This is a genomic window from Sphingomonas sp. (assembly GCF_041661825.1).
Taxonomy (GTDB): Bacteria; Pseudomonadota; Alphaproteobacteria; order Sphingomonadales; family Sphingomonadaceae; genus Sphingomonas.
In genome coordinates this window covers 175,059-188,116 of record NZ_JBAZTU010000001.1, presented here as the reverse complement: position 1 = coordinate 188,116, position 13,058 = coordinate 175,059, and the positions used below count along the sequence as shown (strand labels likewise).

General features: G+C 66.3%; 12 protein-coding genes and 1 tRNA gene. 5 read left to right on the top strand and 8 right to left on the bottom strand.

The genetic code is table 11. The features are described 5' to 3' along the window. Nucleotides 1-6: 6 nt before the first annotated feature. Nucleotides 7-1,731 (bottom strand): VanW family protein, encoded by a 1,725-nt coding sequence (locus tag WC729_RS00810; protein ID WP_372848547.1) that lies wholly within the window; start codon nt 1,729-1,731, stop codon nt 7-9. Nucleotides 1,732-1,875: 144 nt separating this feature from the next. Between WC729_RS00810 and WC729_RS00805 the strand changes: the two genes are divergently transcribed. Beyond that, nucleotides 1,876-2,379 carry a nuclear transport factor 2 family protein gene (locus WC729_RS00805; RefSeq protein ID WP_372848545.1) on the top strand — a complete coding sequence of 168 codons (504 nt, stop codon included), beginning with the start codon at nt 1,876-1,878 and terminating at the stop codon, nt 2,377-2,379. Nucleotides 2,380-2,430: 51 nt separating this feature from the next. On the opposite strand, the gene rplA is transcribed toward WC729_RS00805, so the two are convergent. The 4 genes from rplA to secE form a co-directional block, all read right to left on the bottom strand. Further along, the gene (rplA, locus tag WC729_RS00800; protein ID WP_372848543.1) at nt 2,431-3,129 is read right to left on the bottom strand and encodes a 50S ribosomal protein L1; all 699 of its coding nucleotides are present in this window, start codon (nt 3,127-3,129) and stop codon (nt 2,431-2,433) included. Between the two features lie 4 nt (nt 3,130-3,133). Next, nucleotides 3,134-3,565 (bottom strand): 50S ribosomal protein L11, encoded by a 432-nt coding sequence (gene rplK / locus WC729_RS00795; RefSeq protein ID WP_372848541.1) that lies wholly within the window; start codon nt 3,563-3,565, stop codon nt 3,134-3,136. A 173-nt stretch (nt 3,566-3,738) separates the two neighbouring features. After that, a complete protein-coding gene (nusG, locus tag WC729_RS00790; protein ID WP_332714654.1) occupies nt 3,739-4,275 on the bottom strand; it encodes a transcription termination/antitermination protein NusG in 537 nt (178 codons plus the stop codon). Nucleotides 4,276-4,288: 13 nt separating this feature from the next. Then, complete coding sequence (gene secE / locus WC729_RS00785; RefSeq protein ID WP_372848538.1) at nt 4,289-4,486, bottom strand: preprotein translocase subunit SecE; 198 nt, start codon at nt 4,484-4,486, stop codon at nt 4,289-4,291. A 299-nt stretch (nt 4,487-4,785) separates the two neighbouring features. Between secE and WC729_RS00780 the strand changes: the two genes are divergently transcribed. After that, nucleotides 4,786-6,396, top strand: coding sequence for an ATP-binding protein (locus tag WC729_RS00780; protein WP_372848536.1), 1,611 nt, complete (start codon nt 4,786-4,788; stop codon nt 6,394-6,396). 12 nt (nt 6,397-6,408) lie between these two features. Here the strand turns inward: WC729_RS00780 and WC729_RS00775 are convergent. Next, nucleotides 6,409-6,485: transfer RNA gene (locus WC729_RS00775), tRNA-Trp, on the bottom strand. Nucleotides 6,486-6,577: 92 nt separating this feature from the next. Further along, nucleotides 6,578-6,808, bottom strand: coding sequence for a response regulator transcription factor (locus WC729_RS00770; RefSeq protein WP_372848534.1), 231 nt, complete (start codon nt 6,806-6,808; stop codon nt 6,578-6,580). Nucleotides 6,809-7,126: 318 nt separating this feature from the next. Between WC729_RS00770 and WC729_RS00765 the strand changes: the two genes are divergently transcribed. Further along, nucleotides 7,127-8,467: a GntP family permease gene (locus WC729_RS00765; RefSeq protein ID WP_372848532.1), complete on the top strand. Its 1,341-nt coding sequence runs from the start codon at nt 7,127-7,129 to the stop codon at nt 8,465-8,467. A gap of 38 nt (nt 8,468-8,505) precedes the next feature. Then, nucleotides 8,506-9,183 (top strand): FadR/GntR family transcriptional regulator, encoded by a 678-nt coding sequence (locus WC729_RS00760; protein ID WP_372848530.1) that lies wholly within the window; start codon nt 8,506-8,508, stop codon nt 9,181-9,183. A gap of 3 nt (nt 9,184-9,186) precedes the next feature. Here WC729_RS00760 and WC729_RS00755 read toward each other — a convergent pair whose 3' ends face one another. Beyond that, nucleotides 9,187-9,723 (bottom strand): gluconokinase, encoded by a 537-nt coding sequence (locus WC729_RS00755; protein WP_372848528.1) that lies wholly within the window; start codon nt 9,721-9,723, stop codon nt 9,187-9,189. Between the two features lie 199 nt (nt 9,724-9,922). Between WC729_RS00755 and WC729_RS00750 the strand changes: the two genes are divergently transcribed. Further along, nucleotides 9,923-12,988 carry a glycosyl hydrolase family 28-related protein gene (locus tag WC729_RS00750; RefSeq protein ID WP_372848526.1) on the top strand — a complete coding sequence of 1,022 codons (3,066 nt, stop codon included), beginning with the start codon at nt 9,923-9,925 and terminating at the stop codon, nt 12,986-12,988. Nucleotides 12,989-13,058 lie beyond the last annotated feature (70 nt).

Here is a 13,058-nt window from a genome sequence, read left to right as displayed (position 1 = left end):
TCGTTGTCAGGCGAGCAGCGCGATCAGGGCGGTACGCAGCGCCTGCGGATCGTCGGGTGCGACGATCGTCAGGCCGGATTGGGGTGGCACGCCGCAGGCCGGGGTGGCGATCACCGGCAGGCCCACAGCCAGGGCGCGAAGCAGCGTGTGCGGGCGATGTTCGACAATCGCCGGGAGCACCACTCCCGTCAGCATCGGCTGCTCGCCTGGCGCCAGACAACGGACGTTCAGGCCGTTCCAGAAATTCACATCTTCTTCCGCACGACGTTCGATCAACAGTTCCATATTCAGGCCTGCCATTGCTTCCCGCATGGCATGTGCACCTTTCCGCGCGAGGGCAGGGCCGGCGAACAGGATGCTGCGGCCTCCGTGCGTTGCCGCGAGCGGCGGGGCAGGGGCCCAGTCGATCAGGTCGACTCGGCCGGCGGGGAAATGCCCGGCGACGGCACGGTGCGCGGTGACGAGGCGGGTTGCCGCTCCCAGCGCCTCGCGTTCGGCCGTGACGATCGATGGCGGCGCCCGGAAGTCACCCAGCGTAGCGCTCTCGGGATGACGGGTCAGCGCCCCGTCGAGGATCTGATGGAGCGCTTCCATGGGAAGCCGGTCCATCAACACCTCGAAGCTGCGGCCTTGCAGCGCCCCGATCCGCCACAAATGGGGGAGCAGCGATTGGGCGACGACGAGATGCGTGTGGTCCGGCGACAGGCGACGGGCATGGGCGGCGGCGAGCCGCGCATCCGCCGCCAGCATGAGGCGCGCCAGCGGAGTCTTCACGGCTATCCGGAGTGAGACAGCGCGGTGGAGGGCGGCGATATCGGCACTGCGCTCCTGGCCGAGACTTGGCCAGGCACGTGCCGCCTTGCCGAAGCGGCGCGTGGAAAGATGGAGCATGTCGCCCGGCTTCGCGCGCGTCGCGTACAAGGCAGTGAATTCGGGCGTCGCGGCGTCGACCAGCCAGGCGGTTGGCAGCGACGCCGCTTCCATATCGGGATCATGCCGGTGGCAGCTTGTCTGGCCGCAGCTCAGGCAGTCATGCGCCGTGATGCCGGGGGCGAAGGCGAACACCGGCGGCTCGGCTTCGGTGGCGTAGCCGCGGATGGTCAGTTCGAGCTCGTCAGCGGTGAGGCGCGCCTCGATCCGGAACGGGCGGCGGCCGCGCAGGCGGAGGTCGAGATAATTCCAGAACACCGTCGCATCGCGGCCCGCCGCCGCGCGCGATCCGGGCACGATCCGGGTATGGGCATGGCGTTCGACCACCTCCAGCCCGGCCTGCAAGCCCGCCTCATAGAGCGCATTGGAGAGTTGGCAGAGGCCGCCGCCGATCGTTGCGATCATACAGCCTTCACGCAACTCCCGCCCCGCGACATAGCCGCGCCGGCGGATCGGGCGGCCGACCTGCCGCCAGAAGCTCAGCGTCCGCCCGGCCTCGACCTCGATCCCGTCAAGGCCGCGCAGCGCGCACCGCAGATTCTGGATCTTGCCGGCATTGAGCGCGCGGTCCTTTTCGCCGCCCGCATTGGTCCAGAGCGGCGTGCGGACGGTGGCGAGGATCGGCGCGTCGATCAGCGCCCGCGCGCGGGCGTGGCGTAGGGGAGCGAGGCCGGGGGTGGCATCCCGGGCAGCGCGGCGGGCGCGGAGCAGGGTTGCTTTCGCAGCAAAGACCAGAGCGCTGACGCGGGTCGGCACGCCCGAACGGGGCATCGCCGCTGCCGTTGCGAGCCGGTCGCTCATCCTGTCCCTTCCCCGAAGAAGGACAGGATTCCCGTTCCTGATCTCCCCGTCAATCGCAAGCCGGATGTTGAACGCAAGAAGCGGGATGGCGGCTGCTCGGTACGCCCTAGTCTTGGGCGCCTTGGCCCTTGCAGGAGAAGCATCATGACGACGTCGCCCATTGGTCCCCGCGAAGCGGTCATGGCGCTTTACCAATCCTATGCGACACGCGACCCCGGGCGGATCGCGGCCTGCCTTACCGAAGACGTTGTCTGGGTCGCGCCGCCGGGCAATGCGACTCAGGTCGCGCTCGGGCTGGGCGATCCCGGCGATGCCGGGCGGCCGGGCGGATCGAACAATCTCGGTCGCGATGCGATCGTCGATTTCATGGCGAATGATTTCGGCAGACTGTTCGTCAGCGAGGTAGCGAACGACTTCACTGGCCTGCATGTGGCGGGCGATCATGTCATCGCCGAGCACCGCATGTCGGCGACGCTCGCCAATGGCCGTTCCTATGTGAACGACTATTGCTTCGTCTATCATGTGGTCGACGGCAGGATCGCGACCGTCCGGGAATATATGGATACGCGCGGCGGCTGGGTTCAGATGTTCGGCGACGCCGAGCCCGGCGCCATCGTGCCGCCGCGCGCGGCCATGGTTGCCGCATAAGAAAAGGGCCGGGGTTTCCCCCGGCCCTTCGCTTTTTTATCGCAGGTCGGATCAGACCGCGGTGACTTCCGCGGTATCGACCTTGATGCCAGCGCCCATGGTCGAGCTGACGGCGATCTTGCGGACATACTTGCCCTTGGCGCCCGACGGCTTGGCCTTGACCACCGCATCGACCAGCGCGTCGAAGTTCGCGCGCAGGTCTTCCGCAGGGAAGCTTGCCTTGCCGATGCCGGAATGGATGATGCCGGCCTTCTCGACGCGGTACTCGATCTGGCCGCCCTTGGCTGCCTTGACGGCTTCCGCGACGTTCATCGTGACCGTGCCCAGCTTCGGGTTCGGCATCATGCCCTTCGGGCCCAGGATCTTGCCCAGGCGGCCGACGACGCCCATCATGTCCGGGGTCGCGATGCAGCGATCGAAATCGATCGTGCCGCCCTGAACGATCTCCATGAGATCCTCGGCACCAACGACGTCCGCACCCGCTTCGCGAGCTTCGTCAGCCTTGGCGCCCTTGGCGAACACGCCGACGCGCACGGTCTTGCCGGTGCCCTTGGGCAGGGTGACGACGCCGCGGACCATCTGGTCGGCATGGCGGGGATCGACGCCCAGGTTCAGCGCGACTTCGATCGTCTCGTCGAACTTGGAGGTCGCGTTGGCACGAGCCAGCGCGATCGCTTCATCGACGCCGTGCAGCTTCTCGCGGTCGATCGCGGTGGCGAGGGTCTTCGCCTTCTTGGTCAGCTTTGCCATGATCTCAGCCCTCCACCACTTCGAGGCCCATCGCGCGGGCACTGCCTTCGATGATGCGGGTTGCCGCGTCGATATCGTTGGCGTTCAGGTCCTTCATCTTCGTCTCGGCGATCTGGCTCAGCACGGAGCGCTTGATCTTGCCGGCCGAAAGCTTGCCCGGCTCCTTCGAGCCCGACTTCAGGTTCGCGGCCTTCTTGATGAGGTAGGACGCCGGCGGCGTCTTGGTCTCGAACGAGAAGCTGCGATCCGCATAGACGGTGATGACGGTGGGAAGCGGCGTGCCCGCTTCCTGGTCACCGGTCTGCGCGTTGAACGCCTTGCAGAATTCCATGATGTTCACGCCGCGCTGGCCCAGGGCTGGGCCGATCGGCGGGCTGGGATTGGCCTTGCCGGCCGGCACCTGCAGCTTGATGTAACCTGTAATCTTTTTTGCCATGTCTCACTCTCTTTCAAGTTTAGCGGTTCAAGCGGCTTTTGACGGCCTCCCGCGGATACGCATTTTACAAACGCCCTAATCCGTCATGCCGGACTTGTTCCGGCATCCACCGGGCCGCAGGCGCGGACGGTGAAGTGGACCCCGGAGCAAGTCCGGGGTGACGAAACCAAAAACTACTTCGCGCGCTCGACCTGCTCGAACTCGAGCTCGACCGGGGTGGCGCGACCGAAGATCGACACCGACACCTTGACGCGGCTGCGATCGAAATCGAGCTCTTCGACGATGCCGTTGAAGCTCGCGAACGGGCCGTCGAGCACCTTCACCGAATCGCCGATCTCGTAATCGACCTTCATCTTCTGCTTCGGCGCGGCGGCTGCTTCCTCCTTCGAGTTGAGCATCCGGGCCGCTTCGGCTTCGCTGATCGGCTGGGGCTTGCCCATCGATCCGAGGAAACCCGTCACCTTCGGCGTGTTCTTCACCAGGTGATACACGTCGTCGTTCATGTTCAGCTTGGCGAGCACATAGCCCGGCATGAACTTGCGCTCGACCGCGATCTTCTTGCCGCGGCGGGCCTCGGTCACGGTCTCGGTCGGAACCTCGATCTGCTCGACCAGGGCGTCGAGGCCCATGCGGGTCGCCTCCGCCATGATCGAGTCGCGCACCTTGCCCTCGAACCCGGAATAAGCGTGAATGATGTACCAGCGCGCCATGTCTCTACCCAAATCAGTTCGCGAGGCTCAGCAGCAACTTCACCACCGCTTCGAAGATCGTGTCGATCCCGAAGAAGAAGATCGCCAACAGCGTCGTCATGATCATGACCATCACGCCGGTCATGACCGTCTCGCGACGGGTCGGCCAGACGACCTTCTTGGTCTCGGCCTGCACCTGCCGGATGAACTCTAACGGTGTCGTCTTCGCCACGCTGCTCAGCTCGCTTTTCAAAACGCACGAGATCGAGGCATGGAGCCGCTGCCCGGTCCCAAGGAACCGGCGCCGTCCAATCCTCGATTTCGGATTGACCGCGCAGATAACCCCGACGCGCCCGGAAAGCAAGAGACGAGGCCGGCATGGCGTCGCGCGGGCCGCATGCCGCCACCGATCGGGCCGGTTCGGACGGATCGAAGCGAATCTGGCGCTATTCCAGCAATTTCCCGGTGGTAACTCGCGGCGGAGCAGAGGATAGTGCACAATCGGGCGCCAAAAACAAACGGGTGATCGCAATGGGTGGTTGGCTTCGACCGTTTTTCGACGAGAGCTATGCACCGCACGGTTATTGCCTTTTATGGGAACCGTCGCTGATCCGGACTCATGTGATCGCCGATGCGCTGATCGCGGCGGCCTATTTCTCGATCCCGCTGGCGTTGCTGACCCTGATGCGCAAGCGCGAGGATATCCGGTACGGCTGGATGATCATGCTGTTCGCGATCTTCATCCTCGCGTGCGGCGCCACTCATGTGATGTCGATCTGGACCTTGTGGCACGGCAGTTACGGTGCCGAGGCCGTGCTGAAGGTGATCACCGCGATCGCGTCGGTCGCGACCGCGATCATGCTGTGGCCGCTCATTCCCAGGGCAGTGGCGCTGCCGTCCACGGCGTCGCTCGCTGCGGCGAATGCCGAGCTGGCCGAGGCGATCGCGGCGCGCGATGCCGCGCTGAACGAGCTGCGCGCCCAGATGGCGCAGCGCGAACAGGCCGAGCGCGCCCTGCTGCAGGCACAGAAGCTCGAGGCGCTCGGCCAGCTCACCGGCGGCATCGCGCATGACTTCAACAATCTGCTCCAGGCGATCACCGGCAATCTGGAGCTGATCGACATCCAGCCCGAAAATACCTCCGGGATCGCACGGTGGAGCCGCAATGCGCGCCAGGCGGTCGAGCGCGGCAAGAAGCTGACCGGGCAGCTGCTGGCTTTTTCGCGAGTCCAGAAGCTCGAAATCGTAACCTTCGGCCTGACGCGGATGCTGGAGGAGACGCGCGACCTGATCGCCAAGTCGGTCGGCCCGCAGATCGAGGTCGATATGGACGTGCCCGAAGAGGAACTGGGCGTCGTCGCCGACCGGCGCCAGCTCGAGCTCGCCCTGCTCAACCTGACGATCAATGCGCGCGACGCGATGCCCGAGGGCGGCACCATCCGCATCCGCGCGGACACTGTGTCGGGCAAGCCGCATCCCGACCTTCCCCCAGGCGATTATGTGACGATCACCGTCAGCGACGAGGGCGTCGGCATGAGCCCCGAGGTCGCGGCGCGCGCGTTCGAGCCCTTCTTCAGCGCCAGGCACAATGGCCGCGGCACCGGGCTCGGCCTGAGCATGGTGTTCGGTGTCGTGTCGCAGGCGGGCGGCGTGGTCGATATCGATTCGGTGCTGGGCCAGGGGACGACCGTCCGCCTGTTCCTGCGCCGTGCCTTCGACATCGCGCCCGCGCGCGAAGGCGCCCCTGCTGCCGATATCGATCTGGAAACGGTGCTGACCGGGCTCAACGTCCTGGTCATCGACGACGATCCGGACGTGCTGCACACCGTGGCTGCAACCCTGGAGGCGCGGGGCGCGACGACGGTCACGGCAGAGGACGGCAGGACTGGCCTGGAGGCGGCGGGGAAGGACGGTTTCGACCTGACCCTGGTCGATTTCGCGATGCCGGGACAGGACGGGGCGGAAGTCGCCGCCAAACTGCGCAAGGCACATCCCGAGCGGCCGGTCCTGATCATGACCGGCTTTTCCGAATCGGCGAAGCTGGATGCAGTGATCGACCGCAGCGTCGGGTTGCTGCACAAGCCCTTCACCAGCGACGCACTGGTGCGTGCGATCGGCGCGTTGCTGCCGGTCAGGAGCTAGGATGTGGGAGAATGGCAGGGGAGCTCGGACTCGAACCGAGGGCCTTCGGTTTTGGAGACCGACGCTCTAACCAACTGAGCTACACCCCTGTGCGGCTGCGGGCTTTAGCGTGGTGTCGAAAATGGGGCAAGGGCGAACGCGACCTTCCTGGCTGAAGCTCGACCGCCAGACGGGAATGAAGTCAGGATGCGTAGAGCGTGAGCGTCTGCGCAGCGATCGCGACCTGCGTACGGTTGCTGACGTTGAGCTTGCGCATCAGCGCCGTCATATGCGCTTTGACCGTTGCTTCGGCGATCCCCAGCTCGAACGCGATCTGCTTGTTGAGCTGGCCTGAACGGACGCCGCGCATCACCTTGACCTGAGTCGGCGTGAGCCGCACCGGTGCGGCGACGCCGTCCATCGCGCACGGCATCGCACCCGCTCCGCTCTGACGAGCTCCCTGGTGATTTCCCTTCATGTCATCCTCGCTCCCATGGCTCTCTGGCCTGCCGTGTCGCGGATCGGCACCCTCGCACAAATCCTGTCCATATCCCTGTTAAGCCGGAATCGGTCGGACAGCTTTATTTATGTTCTCCAAATATGGGAGGGATCAAGTCTTTTTCGTTGCTCTGATGCAGAAACCTGTCCTACAGATATGATATAGGGAACCCGGGGTGAATCACGCCACCGGAAGAGGAGGGGCGATGTCCGAAGCGATTGAGGGTCGCGCGCCGCGGCAGGGGCAGCGCCGGTGACTGGCGCCGATATCAGGCTCGTGATGGCGGCCGTTGCGGGCATCGCGCTTGCGATCCTGTTGATCGTGCGCGGCCGCCTCCACCCGTTCATCGGGCTGTTGTGCGGCGCCTTCGCGGTGGGGATTCTGGCTGGCCTGCCGCTCGCCGATACTGCCAAGGCAGTGCAGAAGGGAGTCGGCGACATTGTCGGCGGCACCGGACTGGTGGTTGCTCTCGGCCTTTCGCTCGGTGCCATGCTGCATCTGTCGGGTGCGGCCGCCTCGCTCGCCACCGGCGCGCTGCGCCTGACCGGGCCGAAAGCGGCGCCCTGGGCGACGCTCGGCATCGCCATCATCATCGGCCTGCCGCTCTTCTTCGAAACCGGACTGGTGCTCCTGTTGCCCATCGTGGTGGCGGCGGCGAAGGCGATGCCCGACGATGGCGACCGGGATGCCGCCAAGCTGCGGCTGATCATGCCGGCGCTGGCCGGCCTTGGTGTCGTCCACGCGCTGGTGCCGCCGCATCCCGGGCCATTGCTGGCGGTCGAGGCGCTCGGCGCCAGCCTTGGCCGCACCATGTTGTACGGCATCATCATCGCGATCCCGATCGCCATTCTTGCCGGCCCGGTGCTGGCCAGGTTCACCACGCCCGGCGTGCGGCTGATCGAGCCTGTCCTGAGCGATCATTCGCTGGACCTGGCACCCCCGCCACGCGCCGTGTCGCTGTTCATCGTGCTTTTGCCGATCTTGCTGATTGCGGCGGGAGAACTCGGCAAGCTGGTGCCGGGGCTCAAGGATGCCGCCTGGCTGGCTGCGGCCAGCAATCCGGTGCTGGCACTGCTCGTCACCAACCTCATCGCATTGCCCTTGTTGTTCGGGCGGCGGCTGGCCGAGGCGGCGATCCAGGATGCGGTGTGGTACGAAACGATGGGCGCGGCGGGGGCGATCCTGCTGGCGATCGGCGCCGGCGGCGCGCTGAAGCAGGTGCTGGTCAGCGCCGGCCTGTCCGACCTGCTGGCGCGGGTGGTGATGATGTATGCGATCTCGCCGTTGCTGCTCGGCTGGCTGGTCGCCGTCGGCATTCGGCTCGCTGCCGGGTCGGCGACGGTGGCGACGATCACCGCGGTCGGGGTCATGCCCGGCGTGGTCGCCGCGTCTGGCGTGTCGCCCGAACTGGTGGTGCTGGCGATCGGCGCCGGATCGGTGTTCTTCAGCCACGTCAACGATCCCGGCTTCTGGCTGGTCAAGGGCTATGTCGGCACCAGCACGGCCGACACCTTCCGCACCTGGTCGATGCTCGAGACGGTGATATCGGTGGCCGGGCTCGCCGCGGTCGTGGGGCTCAGCTATTTCGTATGACAGGCCGTGGCGTCCGAACCCGCAATGAAGGACCTTTCGTGCAGGAAGGCACGCTGGCCGGTCGTGCGTACACTGCCATCGTTCAGATCATCAATGACGAAGGCCTGGTGACCGGCGACCGGCTGCCGTCGGAGGCGCGGCTCGCCGAAACCTTCGGCATGTCGCGCTCGATCGTGCGGGAGGCGCTGGTCCGGCTCGCCGCGGACGGTATCACCGAGGCGCGGCGCGGCGCGGGATCGTATGTGAAGCGCCGGCCGTCGGAACGGCTTGGCTCGCACATGCCGATGCACGGTCTCGCGGCAACACTCGGCACCTATGAAGTCCGTTTCGTGCTGGAGGCCGAAGCTGCCCGCCTTGCCGCACAGCGGCGCTCGCACCAGCAGATGGAGGCGATCGAGGCAGCGCTGGAGGCGCTGCGTGGTGCGTTGCTGTCCAGCGACCCGGCCCATGCCGAGGATTGGGTGCTGCACCGGATGATCGCTGAGGCGACCGGCAACAGCGCCTTCGTCGATTCGCTCGATCGCCTTCAGGAAGACGTGATCCTGATCCTGCGCGCCGGCGTCGATATCTCGCGTTCCCGCCCGCCCGAAGTGATCGCGGCGATGATGGAAGAGCATGACGCGATCGTCGATGCGATCCGCGCACAGGATGCCGATGGCGCGGCATTGGCGATGCGCTGGCATTTGTCGCAGGGCCGCAAGCGGCTGATGCCGTAAGGCCTAGCGTGCGGTGGAGAGGATGCTGGCCTGCGCCCAGGCCAGGACGTCCCTGCGAAGATCCTCGATCGGCGCATAGCAGTGGAGTGTCAGCGCGCGCTCGTCGGCGGCCGGCCGCTCGAGCGCGGCAAACTGGCTGTCGAGCAGGCTGGTCGGCATGTAATGGCTCTTCCGTGCGGCCAGTCGCGCGGCGATTTCGTCCCGCTCGCCGTCGAGCAGCACGAACAGCAACGGCACGCCTGCCGCGCGTTCGAGCCGCTCGCGGTACCGCCGCTTGAGCGCCGAACAGGCCGCGACCGCGATGCCGTCCTCGTGCACCGCAGCGCCCATCGCGGCGCCCAGCCGGTCGAGCCAGGGCCAGCGGTCGACATCGTCGAGCGGCTGCCCGGTGCGCATCTTGGCGATGCTCGACTCGGCATGGAAATCGTCGCCTTCGAACGCGGGGCAGGACAGATAGGCGCCGAGATGGCTGATCAGCGTCGATTTACCGCAGCCGCTCACCCCCATCACGACGATCGCGCAGGGGGGCAGTCCGGTCATGTTCCCCTGTGCCTTCACCGCGCGTCCTCAGCTTTCGTCACCAGTCGCGCGAATTCGGGCCACGCATCCGGGCCGATCTTATTGGGCGCATGGCGCTTTTGACTATTGCGACCTTTGTCGCGGTCGCGGACATGCCCGCGACCGCCTACCCTGCGCGCTCACCGCGAAAATGCGGGACTGTCGCGAAAGGTCGGGAAGCATGAAGGCGAACGCAGCGAGCACGATCGCGCGGTGTTTGATCGTCGCGGCGATACCGATCGCCGCGGTCGCCGGCGCGCAGCAGCCCGCCGTTTCGGCTTATGCCGTGGCACCGAACGATCCCGCCGCGGTCACCGTCAAGGCGCGCGGCGACGGTGTGGCTGACGATACCGCAGCGATCCAGGCAGCGATCGACGCGGCGGCGGCTCGTCCCGGCGGCGGCATCGTGTTCCTGCCCTCAGGCCGTCATCGGCTGACCCGCACGCTCTATATGTGGCCCGGCGTGCGCCTGTTCGGCGTAGGCAGGACTCGCCCGGTTCTCCTGCTCGCCGCGGCCACGCCCGGCTTCCAGCGCGGTGTCGGCAGCATGGTCTTTTTCACCGGTAATCAGCCGAGCGGTACCGCGCCGGGGCCGGGGGGCGTGCCGCTGCGGGGCAAGGTGCCGGTGCCGCCGCCGACCAGCGTGCCGTTCGACCCGGATATCGCCGACGCCAATTCGGGTACTTTCTACTCGGCGATGGCCAATGTGAATTTCGAGATCGGCAGCGGCAATCCGGCGGCGACGGCGGTGCGTTTCCACACGGCGCAGCACACCTATCTCAGCCATATCGACTTCCATCTCGGCTCGGCGCTCGCCGGCATCTACCAGGTCGGCAATCTCGGCATGGACCTGCGCTTCTATGGTGGGCGCTACGGCATCCTGGCGGAAAAGACCTCGCCCGCCTGGCAATATACGCTGCTCGATTCCGTGTTCGACGGCCAGCGCGACGCCGCGATCCGCGAGCATGAGGCCGGGCTGACGCTGGTCAATACCGTACTCCGCAACGTGCCCGTCGGGATCGAGATCGACCGCGGCTATGGCGACTGGCTCTGGGGCAAGGACGTCCGCTTCGAGAATGTCTCGCAGGCCGGAATCATCATCAGCAATGAAGGCAATGCCTATACCCAGATCGGGTTCGACAATGCCGTGGCCAGCGGCACGCCGGTGTTCGCCCGGTTCCGCGACAGCGGCAAGACCGTGGCGGGGCCGGCGCCGCGCTACCGGGTGAAAGAGTTCACTTATGGGCTGACCCTGGCGGCGCTCGGCCAGCCCGGCAGCTTCGCGACCCGCATTGATGCAGCCCCGCTGTCGACCCTGCCGCGCCGTCACGATCCGGCGATCCGCGCCTTCCCCGGGACCGCTGCCTGGACCAATGTCCGCGATCTCGGCGCCAAGGGCGACAACGCGACCGACGACACCGCCGCGCTCCAGCGCGCGATCGACTCGCACCGCGTCCTTTATTTCCCCTCGGGCTTCTACCGCGTCACCGACACGCTGAAGCTGCGCCCCGACACCGTGCTGATCGGCCTGCATCCCAGCCTGACTCAGATCGTGCTGGCCAACGACACGCCAGCCTATCGCGGCATCGGCCCAGCCAAAGCGTTGATGGAGAGCGCCAAAGGCGGCGACGCGATCGTTTCGGGTCTCGGGCTTGCCACTGGCGGCATCAACCCGCGTGCGACGGCTTTGTTGTGGCGCGCGGGCGAAAAGTCGCTGGTCGATGACGTGAAATTCCAGGGCGGCCACGGCACCAATCTCGCCGATGGCAGCCGCTTCGATCCCTATAATTCCAATCACACGTCGGATGCCGACCCGAAAAAGCGCTGGGACGCGCAATATTCCAGCTTGTGGGTGACCGATGGTGGCGGTGGCACCTTCAACGGCCTGTGGACGCCGAACACCTATGCCCAGTCCGGGCTTCATGTCTCGGATACGGCGACGCCCGGCTATGTCTATCAGATATCGGCCGAGCATCATGTGCGCGCCGAGATCGTGCTCGATGGCGTGCGCAACTGGGAATTCCTGGCGCCGCAGACCGAGGAGGAGGCAGGGGAGGGGCGTAACACCGTCGCGCTCGAGGTGCGCAATTCGCGCGACATCCTGTTCGCCAATTTCCACGGCTACCGCGTCACCCGCTCGCTCCAGCCGGCGGCGGCGGCGGTCAAGCTCTACGGATCGTCCGGCATTCGTTTCCGCAATGTCCATGTCAATGCGGAGAGCGGCTTTTCGACCTGCGACGCCAATGGCTGCGGTACCTATCTGCGCGCGAGCAAATATCCTTATGCCAATGCGATCCAGGATCTGACGCGCCGCGCCGAGGTGCGCGAGCGCGAGTTCGCGGTGCTCGACGTGACGGACGCGGCACCCGCTGCTGCTACGCCCGCGCTCGTTCCGGTGACCCGGCTCGCCGGCGACTTCTACGCGCTTGGCGGCGGCGCGGTGGACTCCGCCGGTAAGCTCTATTTCGTCGACCGGCAGTTCCACCGCATCCATGGCTGGTCGGAAAAGGAGGGGCTCTCGATCGTCGCCGATGCCCCGCTCGATCCGATCAACCTCGCGGTCGATCGCTCGGGCAATCTGATGGTCCTCTCCTCGGACGGGCCAGAGGCGACCGTCTACAGCCTCAAGCCCGGCGATCCCCAGACAGTGCGGGTGATCGCCCCGACGCCCGCCGGCGGTCGCGCGGGCGCCCGCGTCGCGTTGCCCGGCGGCTTCTGGAACAATGGCGAATTCCGCGATCAATATGATCCCGCCGCCGACCGTTTCACCACGCTTGCCGAGATGTTCGCACGTGACATGGCGGAGCCCAAGTCGCGCGACTATGTCTCGCCCGATGGCAGCCTGGTCCTGCCTGCTTATCGCGTCTGGCAGCAGGGGCCGGCCAACCATCTCGGCTGGCGCTTCTCCGATACACTCGACACCTATGGCTGGGTCACCGGCAAGGTCGGCGAACGCGTTTATCTCGCCAATGGCTCCGAAGACCGGACCTATTCGGGCCTGCTCGGCTCACGCGGCGCGGTGACTGACCTCAAGCCGTTCGCACCGCGCGGCGGCGAGAGCGTGGCGGCGGGGCAGGACGGCCGCGTCTATGTCGCGAACGGCCAGGTGTTCGTCTACGGCGCCGATGGCAACGAGCTGGGGCGGATCGATGTGCCCGAACGGCCGCTGCAGCTGCTGTTCGGCGGGCCGGACGGGCGCACCTTGTTCATCCTCACGCACCACGCTTTGTATTCGGCGCGGCCGTGAACGCTCCCATCAGGGCGGGGCTATGCGACCATGGTCGTAGATGATGGGCGGGTCGTGATCCGGTAAGTGT